Origin of the sequence: Dickeya aquatica, assembly GCF_900095885.1 — a bacterium.
GTDB lineage: Bacteria > Pseudomonadota > Gammaproteobacteria > Enterobacterales > Enterobacteriaceae > Dickeya > Dickeya aquatica.
Genome location: NZ_LT615367.1, coordinates 1,485,989 through 1,507,719, shown reverse-complemented (window position 1 = coordinate 1,507,719; position 21,731 = coordinate 1,485,989). Strand labels below are relative to the sequence as shown.

Sequence of the window (21,731 nt, the reverse complement as noted above, 5' to 3'; positions counted from 1 at the left end):
AGACAGAAAGCCCGGAAGCAGAACCGCATGAAGACAAAACCCATCACGCTTGATGACGTAGCACAACACGCTGGCGTGTCTTATCAGACGGTATCGCGGGTGCTCAATCAGGCCCCGCATGTCTCCGCGCGCACGCGTGAGAAAGTTGAACAGGCGATGGCGGCACTGCATTACGTGCCCAATCGCGTCGCACAGCAACTGGCGCGCCGTCACGCCGCCACGATAGGGCTTGCCACGACCGACCTCTCGCTGCATGCGCCCTCGCAGATTGCGGCTGCGATTAAAACCACCGCCAGCGAGCACAGCTTTAATGTGGTGATGTCGATGTTACGGCCCGTGGGCCAGAGTATGTCTTCTCAGGCAACTGACGCCCACCTCGCCAACACGCAGCTTGCCGTCAACGAGCTGCTGTCACAACGGGTGGATGGCATCATCATCAACGTGCCGCTGGAACGTGAGGCCGCCGCCCGTATCGCGCAATTGTGTACCACCACCCCGGTGCTGTTTCTTGACACCGACCCTGATGCCGCCCTGCCCAGCATTATGTTTGATGCCGTTCAGGGAACCCGGCTGGCCATCGACCACCTCGTGGCGCTCGGGCACCAGCGCATTGCGCTGTTAAATGGCCCGCTCAGCGCCGTCTCTGCCCGCTTACGTCACGACGGCTGGTTACAGGCGCTGGCCGCACATCAGTTACGCGCCTGCGCCGTTGCCGAAGGCGACTGGAGTGCGCGCTCCGGCTACCAGCAGGCGCAGCATTTACTGGCGGGCCCGGACAAACCCAGCGCTATCGTGGTGGCTAACGACCAAATGGCGCTCGGCGTGCTGCGGGCAATACAGGAACATGGCCTGCGCGTTCCCGAGCACCTCTGCGTCATCGGGTTTGATGATACGCAGGACAGCGCCTACTTTCAGCCGCCGCTGACCACCATTCGGCAGGATTTTGCCCATCTGGGCCGCGAGAGCGTCGAGCGACTGGTCAAACACCTGCAACGCCCGCAAACGCTGACGCCATTAACACTGGCAACCACGCTGGTGGCACGCCAGACCACCGGCGCGTGGCAGGCAACGTCGCTCTCTCCCGGCGAGGTGGCGCAACAACTGATGGCGCTGGCGCGCCAGTTACAGCGCTAACCCGGCACCGCTATCGCCCAGAGCAACCATAGGGGCTGATTTTGTGATCCGCCCCGCTTTCCGCCGCGCCATTCCTTTACTCCGTTGCGCTAACCGACGATCCTCAACCGCAATTGTGAGCGGATAACAATTTTTCATTTTCTCTGTTTCGTTATCCGCAGAGACAACCCATACTATTGCCATCTCCCGTGAATCTCATTCTTGTGTCGATCGCGCGACTCTGGCTCCGTTAACAAAGGAACGAACATTTTATGTCCAGCACCTGCACCTATCTTCCCGTATCCGGCCTCTCGCTGGCCGCCATACTCGCCCGGCGAGACTGGGAAAACCCGGCCTGCCCGCATATTCGCCGTCTGGAGGCCCACCCGCCGTTCTCAAGCTGGCGCAGCCTGGAAGACGCAAGGGATGACCGCCCCTCCGAGCGCCGAGTGTCTCTTAATGGCGAATGGACATTCAGCTACTTCAGCCAACCGCAGGCGGTGCCGGAAAGCTGGCTGGCGCAAGATTTGCCCCATGCCGATCGCATCATGGTGCCCTCCAACTGGCAGTTAGCAGGCTATGACGCACCGATTTACACCAACATCAAATACCCGATCCCGGTTAATCCGCCTTTCGTTCCTGATGACAATCCCACCGGATGTTACTCGCTCACATTTTCACTGCCTGACGACTGGCAACACAGCGGGCAAACCCGCATTGTGTTTGATGGCGTCAACTCGGCTTTTCATCTGTGGTGTAACGGGCAATGGGTTGGTTATTCGCAAGACAGCCGCCTGCCCGCCGAATTTGATCTGAGCCCTTGCCTGCAGGCGGGGGAAAACCGGCTGGCGGTGCTGGTGTTGCGCTGGTCTGACGGCACCTATCTGGAAGACCAGGATATGTGGCGCATGAGCGGCATCTACCGCGACGTTTACCTGCTGCACAAACCGCTCATCCACCTCAGCGATGTGCAGATAACCACGCCACTGCGCCATGACTACAGCCAGGGCACGCTGTGCGTCAGCGCCCGGGCCACATTACCAGCCACATCCACCGCCGACGGGCCGCAGCACGCGCCGCGATTACAGGTGCAACTCTGGCGCGCCGGGCAGTGCATCGCTCAGGGGCACGCCCCCTTCGGCACCCCGGCCATTGATGAGCGCGGCGCTTATCATGACCGGGTGACATTGCAACTGGACGTTGCGCATCCTGCGCTCTGGAGCGCCGAACAGCCGCATTTGTACCGCGCCATTGTCGCGCTGGAACAGGCCGATGGCGTATTGATTGAGGCAGAAGCCTATGACGTCGGCTTTCGGGAAGTGGCGATTCGTGACGGGTTACTGCAACTCAATGGTCAACCGCTGCTGATCCGCGGCACTAATCGCCATGAGCACCACCCCACTCTCGGTCAGGCCATTGATGAAGCGACGATGGTGCAGGACATCCTGCTGATGAAGCAGCACAATTTCAATGCGGTGCGTTGCTCTCATTACCCGAATCATCCGCTGTGGTATCGCCTGTGCGACCGTTATGGCCTGTACGTGGTGGATGAAGCCAACATTGAAACGCACGGCATGCAACCGATGAGCCGTCTCTCTAACGACCCAGGCTGGCTGCCCGCCTATGCCGAACGCGTCACACGTATGGTGCAACGCGATCGCAACCACCCTTGCATTATTATCTGGTCACTGGGCAATGAGTCGGGCTATGGGCCGACCCATGCGGCGCTATACCAATGGGTCAAACAGCAAGACCCGACCCGGCCGGTGCAATATGAAGGCGGCGGCGCGAATACACCGGCAACTGACATTGTCTGCCCGATGTACGCTCGCGTCGATCAAGACCAGCCGTTCCCGGCGGTGCCGAAGTGGTCTATCAAAAAATGGATTGGACTGCCGGGTGAACAGCGGCCGCTGATCTTGTGCGAATACGCCCATGCCATGGGCAACAGCCTCGGCGGGTTTGACCGCTACTGGCAGGCGTTTCGCCAATACCCGCGTCTGCAAGGCGGTTTCGTGTGGGACTGGGTCGATCAGGCGCTGGTACGTGAGCAGGAGGGCAAAACGCACTGGGCCTATGGCGGTGACTTTGGCGATAAGCCAAACGATCGTCAGTTCTGCCTCAACGGTCTGGTGTTCCCCGACCGCACGCCGCACCCGTCGCTGTATGAAGCGCAGCGCGCCCAACAGTTCTTCCAGTTCACCCGGCACGCAAACGCGCCGCTAACCTGCACCATTACCAGCGAATACCTGTTTCGCCACACTGATAATGAAGAGCTGCACTGGCGCATTATGCAAGATGACGTACAACTGGCATCAGGCTGCATCACGCTGGATATTGCGCCGCAGGGGCAACAGACGCTGGTGTTATTACCCCACATCCCGGCGGCGCAAAACCACGCCGATATGTGGCTGACGCTCGAGGTGATACAACCTGCTGCCACCGCCTGGTCGAGTGCCGGTCATCGCAGCGCCTGGGATCAATGGCCACTTCCGCAGCCATTAGCCCGGCCAGCCCCGCGCGCGCAGCCTGCCGCACGCCCGCAACGGATAGACACCGACAGCACTATCGACATTCAGCTCGGCGAACAGCGCTGGTCATTTGATAAGCACAGCGGCCTGCTGGCCCAATGGTGGCGTGAGGGTAAACCGCAGTTTGTCACACCGCTGCAAGATAATCTGGCGCGCGCGCCGCTTGATAACGACATCGGCATCAGTGAAGTGGACAATATTGACCCCAATGCCTGGGTAGAGCGCTGGAAACTGGCCGGTTTCTATCGCTACCAGACGCAATGCCAGTACATTGATGCCGAGACCCTCAGCGACCGCATCGTCGTCACCACCGAGCACATCGGCCATGACCAGCAACAGGTGCTCTTTATCAGCCGCAAACGCTGGCAGATAACCGCCGAAGGCATCGTTGACGTCAGCGTCGAGGTCGAACTGGCCAGCACCCTGCCACCACCGGCGCGAGTGGGTCTGAGTGTGCAGTTGGCAGACGTCCACCCTGAGGTCAGTTGGCTGGGGCTCGGGCCGCATGAAAACTACCCCGATCGCCGCCTCAGTGCCCTGCATGGCCGCTGGCACCAACCGCTGGACGCGATGCACACCCCGTACATTTTCCCCTCGGAAAATGGCCTGCGCTGCCACACCCGGCAGTTGCACTACGGCGACTGGCAGATTAGCGGTGATTTCCATTTCGGCATCGGCCGCTACAGCCGCCAGCAACTGATGGATTGCACCCACCAGCATCGGTTACAGCCCGAACCGGGCACCTGGCTCAATCTCGACGGCTTCCACATGGGCATCGGCGGCGATGACTCCTGGAGCCCAAGCGTGGCACCAGATTTCCTGCTCACCGCACCGCGTTACCGCTACCAATTACAGTTACAACTGCGCTAACCCCCGCTGACCGGCAGCCTCCCGCTGCCGGTTCAGCCACCGGGCCCGGCACAACTGGCTAATTCAAGCGCAAAAATGCGAAAAAAACGCCACATTGCACACTCGCTCGCCAAACGCACCAAAAATCTGTTTTTCACCTTTGACATGCCCATCCTCCCCCGCTATTATTCGCCCCGTTCAAGCGATTCCTCTGTAGTTCAGTCGGTAGAACGGCGGACTGTTAATCCGTATGTCACTGGTTCGAGTCCAGTCAGAGGAGCCAATTTAAAGAAACCAGATGTCTACTGACGTCTGGTTTTTTGCTTTTTATCAATTGGTTATCCCCTTCTCCATGTCTACACACGTCTATTAAAAAACACTCGAAGCTACACCCCTTTGCTGGTAAAAATGCTGGTAAAGCGGGTTCGATTTCGTTTTTACCAGCAATCGGAGGGAACCGTCATGCCACTTACTGATACTAAAGTAAAAAATGCCAAACCATCCGAAAAGGTGGTGAAGCTCACTGACGGGTTCGGCCTCTACCTGCTGGTACATCCCAGCGGTTCAAAATACTGGCAGTTGGGTTATCGCTTCGAAGGGAAACAGAAGGTGTTTTCCATTGGCGTCTACCCGGCTGTTTCACTGGCAGATGCCAGACAACGACGCGACGACGCAAAAAAGCTGTTAGCGGCTGGTATTGACCCGAGCGCTAAAAAACAAGCTGACAACAAAATCGTTCAGGAAAAGCGTAACAACACTCGCGCGTTCAAAACGGTAGCCAAAAGCTGGTTTTCCACCAAAACCACATGGTCAGAAGATTATCAGCGTTCTGTCTGGACCCGTATTGAAACCTATCTGTTTCCTGACATCGGTAACAAGGACATTGCTGAACTGGATACAGGCGATCTGCTGGTTCCCATCAAAAAGATAGAGAAGCTGGGTTATCTGGAAATCGCTATGCGGGTGAAACAGTACGCTACTGCCATTATGCGTTATGCCGTCCAGCAAAAGATGATCCGCTTTAACCCTGCCTATGATTTGGAAGGTGCGGTTCAGAAACCACAGACAGAGCACCGCCCTGCTATCGAGCTGGAAGAGATACCCGCCCTACTGGAACGCATTGAAGGCTATCAGGGGCGTAGCAGGCTGACCCTGCTGGCGATGAAACTCACTCTGCTGATTTTTGTGCGCTCCAGTGAACTCCGCTTTGCCCGATGGTCAGAGATCGATTTTAACAGTGCCTTATGGGTTATCCCTGAACAGCGTGAAGCCATTGAAGGGATCAAACATTCAGGCCGTGGGGCTAAAATGCGCAGAAAGCATTATGTTCCCTTGTGCCGTCAGGTGTAAGTGTACCCATTTTAGTTCCACGTACTTTTTGAGGCTTCCTGATTTTCAGCCATCAGCCGGTATTCTTCCGGCGTCAGGTTATTCAGGGATTCATGTGGGCGTTCGCTGTTACATTCATTCAGCCAGCGCGCCGTGATTTCCCGTGCTTCATTCAATGTTCTGAACAGGTAAAAATCCAATACTTCCGTGCGATATGCTCGGTTAAATCGTTCAATAAACGCATTCTGTGTCGGTTTACCCGGCTTAATAAATTCCAGCATGACGCCATGCTCTTCAGCCCACTGAGCCAACGTCAGCGAGATTAGCTCCGGGCCATTGTCCATTCTTAGTTTCAACGGATAACCACGGTTTGCCACGAGCCTGTCCAGTACTCTGACCACCCGCTGTGCCGGGATATTCAAATCGATTTCTACTGCGAGAGCCTCGCGGTTAAAGTCATCCACCACATTGAAAGTCCGAAAGCGTCTGCCACAGACCAGTGCATCATGCATAAAATCTATCGACCCGCTCTGATTAAGTGCCTCCGGCGTCGCCAGCGGAGCTGGATTGCGCACAGGCAAACGCTGTTTTCCCTTACGGCGAAAATTCAGTTTCAGCAGACAGTAAATCCGGTGAACTCTTTTATGGTTCCAGATATTGCCCTGCCTGCGAAGTACCTGAAAAAGCTTTTTAAATCCATATCGCGGATAGCGCTCCGCCATGTCAGTCAGTGCCTGAATCACCGGTTCATCACGTTGTGTGTCAGGCTGATAAAAATACACCGTCCTGCTCAGCGATAATATCCTGCATGCCTGGCGTATGCTCATCGTAAACTTCACGGTCAAATAACTGACGAGCTCACGCTTTATCGCGGGTTTTAAAGTTTTTTTTCAATGACGTCTTTGAGTGCCCGGCACTCCAGACTGAGATCGGCAAACATCTGTTTCAGTCGGCGATTTTCATCCTCAAGATCTTTCATCTTTTTGATATCAGAGGCTTCCATACCGCCAAATTTCGCTTTCCAGTTGTAGTACGAGGCTTCGGATATTGCCGCTTCGCGGCAGACATCCTTAACGGTACGTCCGGCTTCAACGGACTTCAGAACGGCAATGATCTGGTGTTCGGTGAATCGGGCTTTACGCGTGGCGATCTCCTCAAGGGACATAATCAGTATGTCGGAAGATCTCTAAAAATGAATGGTTCTTTTTACAGGGATACTTACAGTCAGCCGAAGCCCGGCTGGCTGTGATTATCGAAACCGCCACATTCAGTGAAACTGAACTCGCGCAATACTGCCGTAAAAAAGGGCTTTATCCTGAACAAGTTAGTCAGTGGAAACAAGGCTTTTTGCAGGTGTCTTCGCCCAATGACAAAGCGGCGCTCAAACAAAGCCAGAAAGAAGTTAAGCAACTAAAACGCGAACTGGTTCGTAAGGAAAAGGCGCTGGCGGAGGCGGCGGCGATAAGGGGATTTATCTGGCAAGCGAGTCAACCTTTTACCGGGTACTGCGTCGCCATGGAGAGGTGCATCGCCGGGGACGGCAACGGGCAGCGCAGAAAGTCACCCCGGCAACGAGCTGGCAGGCAGGCGGGCCGAATGAGGTGTGGACATGGGACATTACATGGGTTCCGTCAACCGTAAAGGGGCGCTGGTTTTACCTGTATCTGGTGGAAGACCTCTACAGCCGAAAAATCGTGGGATATGAAGTGCATGAAACTGAAAGTGGTGAGCAGGCGGCAGCCCTGATACAACGCACGGTGCTTCGGGAAGGATGCTGGCAAAACCCACCGGTACTGCATGCGGACAACGGTGCGGCGATGAAATCACAGACGTTGCAAATGAAGCTACACGAGCTGGCCATAACGCCCTCTCACAGCCGTCCGAGAGTCAGTAACGACAACGCTTATGTGGAATCGCTGTTCAGAACGCTGAAATATGTCCCGCAGTGGCCGTCATCGGGGTTCGGAACATTGGATGAGGCGCGTGAATGGGTAGAGGGTTTTGCCCAGTGGTATAACGAAACGCATAGACATAGCGGTATCAGGTATGTGACGCCGGGTCAGCGACATCGTAGAGAAGACGGTGTGTTGCTGAAAAATCGGGATGAGGTGTACCAAAAGGCAAAAGCGCAACGGCCAGAACGCTGGTCTGGCAGGACGAGGAACTAGCGGCCAACAGGCGCAGTCATGCTGAATCTGGAACGGAAAAAACAGGCAGCCTGAATCAACCGGGAGTACCAACTATCTTGACGATTACCGTGTGAGTTGAAGCACAAGACGCCGCAAAGGAAGGCGGCGTTAACTTGATATCAGGGCCGGCTGGGTGAGGGCATTTTCAATTTCCCTGAGAATTTTCCGGGCATCCTGCAAACGGCATTTGTACACCGGTGATTGCTGTAAACGACGGCTCAGATATGAAGGCTGACGGTGACGTTTGCAGGACGGCAACGGTAGCTGGGCCTATTTTTGGTGTTATGATAAGTGTATTGTGCCGTGTAATGCACACGTATCTCATGCAGGAGAGCAATCATGACCGCGAAACAACGTAACACGCAGAGCGTGACCATGACGGTCGAGCGTGCCTTACTGCTCCGGGCGCGTGAAGCGGGCATTAACCTGAGTGCTACCCTGACAGCCGCTCTGGATGCAGAGCTTCGCCGTCATGAAGCGAAAAAATGGCAGGAAGAGAACAGGGAGGCCATCGACGCATTAAATCGTTTTCATGATGAACACGGCTGTTTCAGTGATGAATACAGGACGTTTTAACCATGCAATTCACCGTATACGGTAATACCGGGAAAAGCGCCGTTTACCCGCTGTTGCTTGATGTCACGAGCGATATTATTGGACAGTTGAATCGCCGGATAGTGATCCCGTTGCTCCCTGTTGAAAAGTACCCAGCAGGCCGCCGACCGGATCGCCTTGTCCCCGTCGTCAGGCTGACGGACGGTAAAGAATACGCCGTAATGACGCACGAACTGGCAAGTATTCCTGTGCAGGCGCTGGGGGCGGTGTTTTGTGATGCGTCGCAGTACCGTACTCAAGTAAAGGCTGCAATAGACTTCCTCATCGACGGGTTCTGACGTTTCTTTCTATTCTGTTAAACAGGCATGCCTTTAATCGTGGTTGATGGGAGCCTGTTCAAGTTCGTCTATCGTTCGGAAGAGAAACATCTCCCATTTGAACTATCAGCATATTGAATACCCAGATATTAGAATAAAAACATCCTAAATAACTGAAAATAAATACTTTTTTATGCCATGCTATAAGTGGTCACCTTAGAGTCGGTTCGGACTAGGCGCTTTCGCTTCCCTGTCCTTACCTTCTTAAAGTGGCTCACATCACGACAGGATGTCTGATATGAATATGTAAACAATATAAGGATATAACTATATGAAAAATAAAAAATAAGTTTTGAAACCGCAGCAAGTGCTGTGATTTTTTTACGTGCTTTAGGGCATCGTCGTCTCTGGATAACCCGATTCTGGGTTGGTAATTATGGTGTGGGTTACTACTATGCCATTGTTGACTGGGACCACCGCGTGTTGGCTGACTGGGATGAGTCAGAATTTCAATGGGACATCAGAGACGAGGCCTGGAAAGTAGAACCAGATTCTCGTGATTACCTACCAGAAGACGTCTTAGTTGAAATTGTCTCTGAAGAGCAATTATTTCAGTTGTCCACAATTCACTCATTTTTGTAAACATCAGGAGGGGCTTTGCCCCTCTTTTTGGGGTTCGCTTGGAAAACGGAAATCATTCCACGTTAAGCCTATTTTTTAAGCAATAAAGAATTGACAGGCAGCTTTGAGCGAACAGCGTAAGTTCGGAATGCATACTTACATCAGGTGTATTGAGTCATAGGGAGCAGGTCAATCTACACCACCAATGCCATCGAGTCGCTCAACAGCGTGATCCGTCAGGCGATAAAGAAACGCAAAGTTTTCTCAACGGATGACTCAGTGCGGAAAGTGATTTATCTGGCAATCCAATCGGCCTCGAAAAAATGGAGTATGCCGATCCAGAACTGGCGGCTGGCGATGAGCCGTTTTATTATCGAGTTCGGTGACCGCCTGAGCGATCACCTTTAATACGGTGGCAGTTACACAGAATTATGGACAGGCTCTTTTATTATCGAGTTCGGTGACCGCCTGAGCGATCACCTTTAATACGGTATCAATTACACAGAATTATGGACAGGCTCACAAAACACCAAGTAAATTTACGCAGAATTACGGACAGGCTCAAAATTATTCATTTGGTCATAAAAGTACACTCCTCGCAAACGTGATGCCATATCAAATATCGAATTGAAATTTCAAGGTCATATCACCACCAGCCCCGCCATAATCACAGAGCGTATTGCGTTGAAATCATGTGTATTACCCTTTTTTTCTATGAGAGCTCTCTAACATCCGCCTAATCATTCCGTCATATTTAATAAACCTACGTTGTATTTAATAATGGGATTGTTAGTATGCAACACGAGCGTTACCGCTTTTTGTTTTGATTTACGTTTCTGCACCTTTATCAAAACAGGTAACTCTGAATTTTTCAAAAGGATGTGTCAGATTAAATAGGGACTAATTCATATGAGTAACAACAAAGAGCGCCGTTCATTAAATAACTCCTCCTCGTTTCCATTATCAACCGCTCAGCAAGGCATATGGTTAGCACAGGAAGCGAATCAGGATGCGCAAGCTAATATATTCAAGGTTTCCAAATATACCGATATTGGTGGTCAGGTAGATGCCAATATATTGAAGGTGGCTATTGCTCAGGCCATTGAAGAGAACGAAGCGTTCCGGTCAGCCATTGATGCCTCTGGCCCCACACCGGTACAGAGGGTGTTGAAAACACCACACTGGGCGTTTCCAACACTGGATTTCAGTACCGAACAGTACCCTGAGCAATGTGCCCTCCAATGGATGCGGGAAAACCTGAACCAGCCTTTTGATATTGAACAAGGGCCACTTTTTTCATTTGCCCTGCTGCGCATCTCGCCTGACCGGTTTTTCTTTTACCAGTGCGCTCACCATGTGGTGATCGATGGTTACAGTGGAACTCTGATGACACGCCGTATTGCCGATATCTACTCGGCACTGATGCAGGGACAGCCGGTGTCAGAGCACTCCTTTGGCAGCATTCAGGACCTGATGACGCTGGAGCAGGATTACCACACATCCAGCCATGTTGAGCGTGACCGCCAATACTGGCTGACGTTGATGCAAGACGCACCGGCCCCCGTCAGTCTCGCCAACCAGCAGGCACGTTGTTCTGATATTGTCAGACGAGCGCGGGCGATGAACCGTCAGGAAAGCCAGCGCGTTCGTGACCTTGCCCGCCAGCACGATGCCAGCCTTGCGCAGTTATTGACCGCCCTGACCGCCATTTATCTGTACCGGATGACCGGCCAGAACGACCTGGTCATGGGGCTGCCGGTCACGGCGAGGATGACCCGTCAGCACCGAAGCCTGGCGGGCATGTCGTCCAACATCGTCCCGATGCGCTTAACCCTGTCAGCCGACCTGACCCTGAGCGAGTGCCTGCAACAGGTGAAAGGCCGCTTAAGCAGTGCGCTACGCCACCAACGCTACCGGGGCGAGCAGTTAAGAACCGACCTCGGTCTGGCGACAGAGAACCGGACATTTTATGCCACCGCGTTCAACTTCCTGCCGCTGTCAGGCGAGGTGACGTTCGATGGCCTGAGTACCGCCGAGCATAATCTGGCCTTCGGCCCGGTGGATGACCTTTCCGTCACCGTCTCCGACCTCGGTGATCATGGTCTTGAATTTTACCTGGACGCCAACGCGGCCTTGTACAGCACCACTGATCTGGACAGCCATCTCCAGCGTCTGCTCTGTTTTATCGCTGAGGCCGACCAGCATCAGGAGCAGCCTGTCGGCGAGCGGGAGCTGTTTGTCCCCGGTGAGCGAGCCCGAATTCTGGAGCAGTGGAATGCCGCTCAGCTCACCGGCCCTGTCAGCGACTATATCCACCTGCCGTTTGAAGCACAGGCACGTCAACAGCCAGACGCGACAGCGTTGTCACTTAACGGTAAGACGCTCAGCTACGGTGAACTGAACCGCCGGGCCAACCAGTTGGCCTGGTGGCTGCGCCAACAAGGTGTGGGGCCGGACAGTCGGGTCGGTGTCGCGCTGGATCGCAGTCATGAGCTGGTTATCGCCCTGCTGGCAACCTTGAAAGCCGGGGGTGCTTACGTGCCGCTGGACCCGGATTATCCAGAGGATCGGCTGTCCTACATGATCGATGACAGCCAGCCTGCGGTACTGATCACCAGTCAGTCTGTCCGCGCCCGGGTCAGCCTCCTGTCTGCACAGTCCAGTGCGACTCACCTGATTGAACTGGATGGCGAAACCACACCGTGGCGGCAATGCCCGACAGACAATATCAACCCAGGCGATATCGGTCTGGAGCCTCATCATCTGGCGTATGTTATCTACACCTCCGGCTCGACCGGTCAGCCCAAAGGGGTGATGAATGAGCACCGGGGCGTGGTCAACCGTCTGGCCTGGATGATTGAAGACTACGCCTTCGACGCGCAAGACATCATTCTGCAAAAAACCCCCTTCAGTTTTGATGTCTCGGTATGGGAGTTTTTCTGTCCGCTATGGGTCGGCGCAACCCTGCTGCTGGCTAAACCGGAGGGTCATAAAGACCCGTATTATCTGAGTACACTGATTGAACGGGCACGGGTGACCATCGCTCACTTTGTCCCGCCGATGTTGAGCCACTTTCTCAGCGTGCTGAAACCCGGCCAGTGCCCCAGTCTGCGAACGATATTCTGTAGCGGGGAAGCCCTGCCTGCCGCTACCATCCGGCAAACGGGTAAGTATTTGCCCCACACTGAACTGCACAACCTCTATGGGCCGACGGAAGCCGCCGTGGACGTCACCGGCTGGGCCTGCGTCTATGACACCGACAGCGTGCTGGTTTCCATTGGTCGGCCCAAAGCCAATGTCCGTATGTATATTCTCGACCCGCAAGGACGCCCGGTTCCTGTCGGGGTGGTGGGTGAGCTCCATATTGGCGGGGTACAGGTGGCGCGCGGCTACCTGAACCGGCCAGAACTGAGTGCCGAACGTTTCATTCACGACCCGTTTTCCTCTACACCCGGTGCACGCCTGTATAAGACAGGTGATCTGGGGCGCTGGCACGCCGATGGCACCATTGACTATCTTGGCCGTAACGACTTTCAGGTCAAGATCCGTGGTTTTCGCATCGAACTGGGTGAAATTGAGTCCTGTGCACGCCACTGTGCCGGTGTTACTGACGTCATCGTCATGGCCCGAGCGGATCAACACAATCAGCCACGGCTGATTGCCTGGTTTACCGGTCATGCCGGGGTCGCCGGGCTGCATGCACATCTTGCTGCGCAGTTACCGGTTCACATGTTACCGGGCGCGTATATTCACCTCGATACTCTGCCGCTGACGCCGAATGGTAAGGTCGATCGCAAGGCCCTGCCGGAGCCCACCGAGCACGATGTGGTGCGCACCGAATACGAAGCGCCACAGGGTGAGCGCGAGCAGCTTTTGGCTACCCTCTGGCAGAATTTACTCGGCATCGACCACGTCGGTCGTCAGGATCATTTCTTCGCACTGGGCGGCCATTCCCTGCTGGCGATTACCTTGCTCGAACATTTGCGCCGGGCAGGTTATACGCTCTCTGTCAGTCAGTTGTTCAAACAGCCAACACTGGCCGCTCTCGCCGCTACGCTAACCCAAACCATCACGACCGACGCCGTACCGGCCAGTCAGATCACCCCGCATGCTGAACAGATCACCCCGGCCATGCTGCCGCTGGTGGCCTTGACGCAGGCGCAGATCGATACCGTAGTGGCAACGGTGCCGGGTGGTGCCCGTAATGTGCAGGATATCTACCCACTGGCACCGTTACAGACCGGTATTCTGTTCCACCATCTGCTGCAACCGGTGGGGGATGCCTATATCACCCGTTCCATCCTGAGCTTTGAGGAACAGGACGGTCTGGATAACTTTGTCTCGGCATTACAGGCAGTGATCCAGCGCCACGACATTCTGCGCACGGCGGTCGTCTGGGAAGGGCTGGACGAGGCCGTTCAGGTGGTCTGGCGTGAAGCGCTGATGCCAGTGGAAACGCTAGTTATCCAGTCCGACGATGTCATCGCGGCGTTGCACCAGAAATTCGATCCGACGCGTCTATCCATGAACCTTGCTCAGGCACCGATGATCGAGGGGTATCAGGTCGCCGACCCGGCCAATAACCGCTGGCTGCTGTGCCTGTTGCACCACCACCTGTGCATGGACCACACCACGCTGGAGCTGCTGCTGGAAGAAGTGCAGGCGCACCTTGAAGGCAAGGCCGACCAGTTACCCACCCCGCTGCCGTTCCGGCAGTTTGTCGCCCTCGCCCGTCAGCAGACCGATGCGCAAGCACAGCAGGACTATTTCCGCACACAACTCGGGGATATTGACGTGCCCTGTGCGCCGTTCGGGCTGTTCGATAGCCAGGGTAACGGTCAGGATGTCGGGCGCATTGAAGAATGTCATTTACCGCTTGAAAGCGAACTGGCGCAACGGCTGCGGATGCAGTCTCAGCAACGTGGCGTCACCGTAGCCAGTCTGTTCCATCTGGCGTGGGGTCGCGTGGTGCAGGCCACCACCGGGCAGGATAACGTCGTGTTCGGCACGGTGCTGTTCGGTCGTATGGCCGGTGGTGAAGGCGCTGATCGGGTGCTGGGCATGTTCCTGAATACCCTGCCATTGCGCCTGTCGCTGGGACAGGTCAGTGTCGAACAGGCGCTGCGTCAGACGCAAGACAGCCTGGCCGACCTGCTAAACGTCGAGCACGCCTCGCTGGCTGAAATTCAACAATACAGTGGCGTTGATGCCCAAAGCCCGCTGTTCACCAGCCTGCTCAACTACCGTTACGACGGCGGCAGTCAGCAACTGGACACGACGGAGCGGGCCGGCATCACGGGGATGCACATCCTGTTCAGTCAGGAGCGTACCCACTACCCGGTTAATATCTCGGTCAATGACCACCGCGGTGTGGGCTTCAGTCTGGATGTTCAGGTCGACCAACGCATTGGCGCAGAACGCACCGGTCAGATGATGCTGGCAGCATTGGCGGAGCTGGCTAATGCATTAGAACAGACACCAGAGCAGCCCGTACCGGCGCTGAATATCCTGCCGGACGCAGAACGCCAGCAGGTGCTGTACAGTTTTAATAACACTGCGGCGGACTTCCCGGCGGATCAGTGCATCCATGAACGGTTTGAGCAGCAGGCCGCGCGCTCGCCGGATGCCATCGCCGTGGTCTTCGAAGGGCAGTCACTGAGCTATCGCGAGCTGAATGAACAGGCCAACCAACTGGCGCACTGGCTGATTGAATTGGGTGTCAGACCGGATAATCGTGTGGCGATTGCACTGGAGCGCCGCCCTGAGCTTATCGTAGCTCTGCTGGCGACCCTGAAAGCCGGTGGGGCCTATGTGCCGATTGACCCGGGTTATACCTCACAACGATTAAGCGACATGCTGGCCGACAGTGCACCGGTGGCGCTGATTACCACCCGCACGGTACGCACTGCACTCATCACGCAGACCTCCGCTGAGCTGGCGGTTGTCGAACTGGGCAATGAGATCGAATTGGAAAGTAACGCCCGGCCGTGGGCAACCTGCCCGACTGACAATATCGCACCGGCGACCCTCGGCCTGACACCGCGTCATCTGGCCTACATCATCTACACCTCCGGCTCCACCGGGCGACCCAAGGGTGTCATGATCGAACATCGCAGCCTGATGAACTACCTGTTCTGGAGCCTGCAAACCTACCCGGACACCGCCGGTGATCGCGTCCCGATGAACTCATCCATCGGTTTTGATGCCACCATTACCAGTGTATTTGTACCGATTCTGGTCGGTAAGACGCTGTATATCGTCGACAGTCAGGATGAAATCGCGTCGCTGTACCATGCGCTGGTGTCCGGCGAGCCGTTCAGCTTTATCAAGCTGACACCCTCCTATCTGGATGCATTAAGCCGTCTGCTGATCAGTGATCCAAACGGTGTCGACATCGCCACGCTGCCCGGTTTGCAGCAATTTATTCTCGGCGGGGAAGCCGTGCTGGAGCGCCATGTGAGTTTCTGGCGGCAGCATCGGCCCGATGTGCGCATCGTGAACGAATACGGCCCGACCGAGACTGTGGTCGGATGTTGTATGCATACACTGACTGATTTGCGCAGCACCGGTGCGGTGCCGATCGGCCGTCCGATCGCCAATACCCGGATGTATATTCTGGATGAACACCGTCAGCCGGTGCCGGTTGGGGTGGTGGGTGAAATCTATATCGGCGGGATGGGGGTGGCACGCGGCTACCTGAACCGCCCCGACCTGACAGCAGAGCGTTTTCTGGATGACCCGTTTGCTCACGAGCCGGGTGCACGGATGTACCGCGCCGGAGACCTCGCGCGCTGGAATGCTGACGGCACCCTTGACTACCTCGGCCGTAACGACTTTCAGGTCAAGATTCGCGGCTTTCGTATTGAGCCTGGCGAAGTTGAATCGGCGTTGCAGTCATGCGACGGGGTCAGTGACGCGGTGGTCGTCGCCCAACGCACCGATACCGGCGATCACCGTCTGGTGGCCTATTACACGCTCTCGGATACATCCGTTTCAGAGGCATCCGTTTCCATTGAGGCCCTGAAACAGCAGCTCGCGCGCCGTCTGCCTGATTTTATGGTGCCGTCGGCCTATGTGCCGCTGGCTCAGATACCGCTGACCCGGCATGGCAAGGTGGACCGCAAGGCGCTGCCCGCGCCGGATGACAGCGCCTTTGTCCGTACTCACTACGAGGCACCGCAAACCGCAACCGAACAGGCGATTGCCACGATATGGCAAGAGCTGCTGGGGATTGAACGCGTCGGTCGTCAGGATCACTTCTTCGAGCTCGGCGGCCACTCCCTGCTGGCGATTAAACTGATCGAACGCCTGCGTCGGGCGGGGTATACCCTCTCCGTCAGCGAGCTGTTCAGACAACCGACGCTGGCCGCACTGGCCGCCACACTGACAGCCAGCACCACGGCCGACAGCGTACCGGCCAATCAGATCCCCCCGCATGCTGAACAGATCACCCCGGCCATGCTGCCGCTGGTGGCATTAACGCAGGCGCAGATCGATGCCGTGGTGGCGACCGTACCGGGCGGTGTCCGTAATGTGCAGGATATCTACCCGCTGGCACCACTCCAGACCGGCATTCTGTTCCACCATCTGCTGCAACCGGTGGGGGATGCCTATATCACGCGCTCCATCCTCAGCTTTGCCGAAAAGGACGGACTGGATCATTTCATTGCCGCCTTGCAGGCCGTCATTCAGCGTCACGACATTCTGCGCACAGCGGTCGTCTGGGAAGGGCTGGACGAGGCCGTGCAGGTGGTCTGGCGCGAGGCACTGATGCCGGTAGATACGCTGGAAATCACCGCCGACGATGTCGCCGACGCCCTGCAACAGCGCTTTACCCCGGCGCAATTGCAGATGAATGTCGCGCAGGCACCGATGATCCAGAGTTACCAGGTCGCCGACCCGGCGAATAACCGCTGGCTGCTGTGCCTGCTGCACCACCATCTGTGCATGGACCACACCACACTGGAGCTGCTGCTCGAAGAAGTGCAGGCACACCTTGAAGACAAGGCCGACCAGTTACCGGCCCCGCTGCCATTCCGGCAGTTTGTCGCCCTCGCCCGTCAGCAGACGGCTATACCGGCACAACAATCGGCACAGCAGGAGTATTTCCGCACACAGCTCGGGGATATTGACGAACCCTGCGCCCCGTTCGGGCTGCGGGATAGCCAGGGCAGCGGTCAGCACATCGACGAACATCACCTGCCATTGTCAGACAGATTAGGACAACGGCTGCGCACACTGTCACAACGGCACGGTGTCAGCGTCGCCAGCCTGTTCCATCTCGCCTGGGGCCGTGTGGTGCAAGCCACCACCGGGCAGGATAACGTCGTGTTCGGCACGGTGCTGTTTGGCCGTATGGCCGGTGGCGAAGGCGCGGACCGGGTGCTGGGCATGTTCCTGAACACCCTGCCGTTGCGCCTGTCACTGGCGCAGGTCAGTGTTGAACAGGCGCTGCGCCAGACGCATGACAGCCTGGCCGGGCTACTGCGTTTTGAACACGCCTCGCTCGCTGAGGTCCAGCAATGCAGTGGCGTGGATGCCCAAAGTCCGCTGTTCACCAGCCTGCTCAATTACCGCTACGACGGCGGCAGTCAGCAACTGGATGCCACGCAGCGGTCTGGCATCAACGGTATGCACATTCTGTTCAGTCAGGAACGCTCCAATTACCCGGTCGATCTTTCGGTCAATGACCACGGCGGCAAACACTTCAGCCTTGATGTTCAGGTCGACCCGCGCATCGGTGCCGAACGGGTGGGTCAGATGTTACTGACGACGTTGAACGCGCTGATCGACGCGCTGGAACAAACCCCGACGCAGACAGTCAACACGCTGCCGGTGCTGCCGGAAGCGGAACGACAGCGGGTGCTGTACGATTTCAATGCAACCCATACCGCATTCCCGTCAGGTCTGTGTGTGCATGAGCTGTTTGAGCAGCAGGTCGAACAGCAACCGGATGCCACGGCGGTGGTTTTCAACGAACAGTCATTGAGTTACGGCGAACTGAACCGTCGAGCGAATCAACTGGCGCATCGGTTGGTTGAACGGGGTGTCCGGCCGGATAATCGGGTGGCGATTGCCCTGGAGCGCAGCCCTGAGCTGATCGTAGCCCTGCTGGCAACGTTAAAAGCGGGCGGAGCCTACGTGCCGCTGGATATCACCTACCCGCCAGAGCGTTTAGGCTACATGCTGGCCGACAGTGAACCGGTGGCGCTGATCACCACATCCACCCTGCGCGCGCAGCTGACCTGCCTGTCTGCCGACACAGCGACACCACACGCCGTGATTGAACTGGAGCAGGCGTCGCCGCGTCAGACTGTCTACCCGACCGATAATATCCCCCCGGCGCGACTGGGCCTGACACCGGCGCATCTGGCCTATGTAATTTATACCTCCGGCTCGACCGGAAAACCGAAAGGTGTGATGATCGAGCATCGTCATGTCGCGCATCTGGCGATGTCTCAGGCGCAGTACTGCGCGCTGACCCGGCACGACCGCGTGGTTCAGTTTGCCAATATCGGTTTTGACTATTCCGTGGCCGATATTTTCGGTTCGCTATGCTGCGGTGCCACGCTGGTGCTGCGCACCGATGACTGGATAAGCAGCATGGAGGCCTTCTGGCAGTACTGCCGCGCGTACCGCATTACCTACGCGGATATCCCCACCCAGTTCTGGAAACAACTGTGTCACGCCGGATTGGCGCTACCTGAAACACTGCGAATTGTCTGCACCGGTGGTGAAGCCGCACCGGAAGCGGCGGTACAGAGCTGGTTTGAGAATTACCCTGAGGGCCCGGCGCTGCTCAACTTCTACGGCCCGACTGAAGCAACGGTGAATACGACCGCCCTGCGCTTTCAACCGCAGGATACGGCGGCGATTTCCATCGGTCGGCCGCTGGCCAATATGGCAATCTACATTCTTGACGCAGCCGGACAACCGGTGCCGGTCGGTGTCGAAGGGGAACTCTATATCGGCGGCGTGCAAGTGGCGCGAGGCTACCTGAACAAGCCGGAATTGAGTGCCGAACGCTTCCTGGACGACCCGTTCGCAACCGAGCCGAACGCACGCATGTACCGCACCGGCGATCTGGGCTGCTGGTATGCCGATGGTCGCATCGATTATCTGGGTCGTAACGATGATCAGGTCAAGATCCGCGGTTTCCGGGTCGAACTCGGTGAAATAGAAACCTGCCTGCGGGCGGACGCTGGTGTAAGCGACACCGTGGTCATGATCCGCCGCAGCGCTCAAGGTGAACAGCGTCTGATCGCCTGGTATGTCGGTAACGCTACTGCTGAAACACTGCGTGCGCATGTAACGGCGCACCTGCCTGCTTATATGGTGCCGTCGGCCTATGTGCAGCTCAGCGCACTGCCGCTGACACCCAACGGCAAGGTCGATCGCAAAGCCTTACCCGCCCCGGATGACAACGCCTTTGCCCGCACCGACTTCGAGGCACCGCAAACCGCAACCGAACAGGCGATTGCCACGATATGGCAAGAGCTGCTGGGGATTGAACGTATCGGGCGTCAGGATCATTTCTTCGAGCTCGGTGGTCATTCCCTGCTGGCGATTAAACTGATTGAACGCCTGCGCCGGGCGGGGTATACACTTTCCGTCAGTGAACTGTTCAGACAGCCGACACTGGCCGCACTGGCGACTACGTTGACCGCCACCACCACGACCGACGCCGTACCCGCCAATCAGATCCCCCTGCATTGTGAACAGATCACCCCGGCCATGCTGCCGCTGGTGGCATTAACGCAGGCGCAGATCGATGCTGTGGTGGCAACCGTGCCGGGGGGCGTGCGCAATGTGCAGGACATCTACCCGCTGGCACCACTCCAGACCGGTATTCTGTTTCACCATCTGCTGACCCCTGTCGGCGATGCCTATATTTCTCCGCTGATGTTGAGTTTCAGCGATGAAAACCGACTGACCGAATTCCTCAACGCCTTGCAGGCGGTGATCCAGCGCCACGACATTCTGCGCACGGCGATTGTCTGGGAAGGGCTGGATGAAGCCGTTCAGGTGGTCTGGCGCGACGCGCTGATGCCGGTGGAAACCCTGGTGCTCACCTCCGACGAGGTCATCGGCGCGCTACACCAAAAATTCGATCCAACCCGGTTATCCATGAACATTGCTCAGGCACCGATGATTCAAGCCTGGCAGGCTGCCGACCCGACGAATAACCGCTGGCTGCTGTGCCTGCTGCACCACCATCTGTGCATGGACCACACCACGCTGGAGCTGCTGCTCGAAGAGGTGCAGGCGCACCTGCAGGGCCGTGCCGACCAACTGCCTGCCCCGCTGCCGTTCCGGCAGTTTGTCGCTCTCGCCCGTCAGCAGACCGATGCGCAGGCACAGCAGGACTATTTCCGGGCACAACTCGGGGATATTGACGCGCCCTGCGCCCCGTTCGGGCTGCTCGATGTTCAGGGCAGCGGCCAACACATCGACGAACACCATCTGCCGCTGTCAGACACCCTGGGGCAACGGCTGCGGGCACTGTCACAACAGCGCGGTATCAGCGTCACCAGCCTGTTCCATCTCGCCTGGGGTCGCGTGGTGCAGGCCACTACCGGGCAGGACAACGTCGTGTTCGGCACCGTGCTGTTTGGTCGTATGGCCGGTGGTGAAGGCGCTGACCGGGTACTGGGCATGTTCCTGAACACCCTGCCGTTGCGCCTGTCGCTGGGGCAGGTCAGTGTTGAACAGGCACTGCGCCAGACGCACGACAGTCTGGCCGGGCTGCTGGCTCATGAGCACGCCTCGCTGGCCGACGTCCAGCAATACAGCGGCGTTGACGCTCAGAGCCCGCTGTTCACCAGCCTGCTCAACTACCGCTATAACGGCGGCAGCGAGCAGACGGCGGTACAAACAGAACTGGATGGCATCGAGGTGTTGTTCAGTCAGGAGCGCACCAACTACCCGGTCAACGTATCGGTGAACGATCAGGGTGCGGCGGGCTTCAGTCTGGATATTCAGGTCGCCATGGGTATTGGTGCGGCGCGTGTCGGCGAAATGATGCTGCTCACCCTGACGGCACTGGCTGACGCGCTGGCGCATACACCGGCACAACCGGTGCATCGCCTGACGGTGCTGCCGGACGCCGAACGCCAGCAGGTGCTGCATGACTTTAATGACACGGCGGCAGACTTCCCGGCGGATAGCTGCATCCATGAATTGTTCGAACAGCAGGCCACACGCCAGCCGGACGCCGTCGCCGTGGT

Annotated in this window: 7 protein-coding genes, 1 tRNA gene and 3 pseudogenes (1 of these 11 cut by a window edge); 10 read left to right on the top strand and 1 reads right to left on the bottom strand. The window is 56.8% G+C overall.

Going from position 1 to position 21,731, the window contains the following annotated elements:
• Positions 1–27 precede the first annotated feature (27 nt).
• The 4 genes and pseudogenes from DAQ1742_RS06710 to DAQ1742_RS06695 all read left to right on the top strand — a co-directional run.
• Positions 28–1,134, top strand: coding sequence for a LacI family DNA-binding transcriptional regulator (locus tag DAQ1742_RS06710; RefSeq protein WP_035342906.1), 1,107 nt, complete (start codon positions 28–30; stop codon positions 1,132–1,134).
• A 251-nt stretch (positions 1,135–1,385) separates the two neighbouring features.
• Positions 1,386–4,514 carry a beta-galactosidase gene (locus DAQ1742_RS06705; protein WP_035342908.1) on the top strand — a complete coding sequence of 1,043 codons (3,129 nt, stop codon included), beginning with the start codon at positions 1,386–1,388 and terminating at the stop codon, positions 4,512–4,514.
• A gap of 186 nt (positions 4,515–4,700) precedes the next feature.
• Positions 4,701–4,776: transfer RNA gene (locus tag DAQ1742_RS06700), tRNA-Asn, on the top strand.
• Positions 4,777–4,955: 179 nt separating this feature from the next.
• A pseudogene (locus DAQ1742_RS06695) lies at positions 4,956–5,837 on the top strand (tyrosine-type recombinase/integrase); the annotation flags it as partial.
• A gap of 17 nt (positions 5,838–5,854) precedes the next feature.
• Here the strand turns inward: DAQ1742_RS06695 and DAQ1742_RS06690 are convergent.
• Positions 5,855–6,987, bottom strand: a protein-coding gene (locus tag DAQ1742_RS06690) for an IS3 family transposase (protein ID WP_145916195.1) whose coding sequence is annotated in 2 segments (ribosomal slippage) — positions 5,855–6,705 and positions 6,705–6,987 — 1,134 coding nt in all. Because the reading frame shifts where the segments join, the coding sequence is not laid out codon by codon here.
• Between the two features lie 62 nt (positions 6,988–7,049).
• Between DAQ1742_RS06690 and DAQ1742_RS20495 the strand changes: the two are divergent.
• The 6 genes and pseudogenes from DAQ1742_RS20495 to DAQ1742_RS06655 form a co-directional block, all read left to right on the top strand.
• Positions 7,050–7,987: pseudogene (locus tag DAQ1742_RS20495) on the top strand (IS3 family transposase); the annotation flags it as partial.
• A 363-nt stretch (positions 7,988–8,350) separates the two neighbouring features.
• Complete coding sequence (locus DAQ1742_RS06675; RefSeq protein ID WP_035342965.1) at positions 8,351–8,587, top strand: type II toxin-antitoxin system CcdA family antitoxin; 237 nt, start codon at positions 8,351–8,353, stop codon at positions 8,585–8,587.
• Positions 8,588–8,589: 2 nt separating this feature from the next.
• Positions 8,590–8,904 (top strand): CcdB family protein, encoded by a 315-nt coding sequence (locus DAQ1742_RS06670; RefSeq protein ID WP_035342967.1) that lies wholly within the window; start codon positions 8,590–8,592, stop codon positions 8,902–8,904.
• 351 nt (positions 8,905–9,255) lie between these two features.
• Positions 9,256–9,525, top strand: a complete 270-nt coding sequence (locus tag DAQ1742_RS06665; protein WP_232046599.1) for a hypothetical protein — start codon at positions 9,256–9,258, stop codon at positions 9,523–9,525.
• A 168-nt stretch (positions 9,526–9,693) separates the two neighbouring features.
• A pseudogene (locus DAQ1742_RS06660) lies at positions 9,694–9,912 on the top strand (transposase); the annotation flags it as partial.
• A 501-nt stretch (positions 9,913–10,413) separates the two neighbouring features.
• Positions 10,414–21,731, top strand: the start of a protein-coding gene (locus DAQ1742_RS06655; RefSeq protein WP_067487163.1) for a non-ribosomal peptide synthase/polyketide synthase. Its footprint extends 19,279 nt past the window's final position; the window shows 11,318 of its 30,597 coding nt (coding positions 1–11,318); it begins with the start codon at positions 10,414–10,416; the stop codon falls past the right edge of the window.

Coding starts and splice junctions, on each gene's coding strand:
- DAQ1742_RS06710 (WP_035342906.1), top strand. CDS start 28: ATGAAGACAAAACCCATCACGCTTGATGACGTAGCACAACACGCTGGC.
- DAQ1742_RS06705 (WP_035342908.1), top strand. CDS start 1,386: ATGTCCAGCACCTGCACCTATCTTCCCGTATCCGGCCTCTCGCTGGCC.
- DAQ1742_RS06675 (WP_035342965.1), top strand. CDS start 8,351: ATGACCGCGAAACAACGTAACACGCAGAGCGTGACCATGACGGTCGAG.
- DAQ1742_RS06670 (WP_035342967.1), top strand. CDS start 8,590: ATGCAATTCACCGTATACGGTAATACCGGGAAAAGCGCCGTTTACCCG.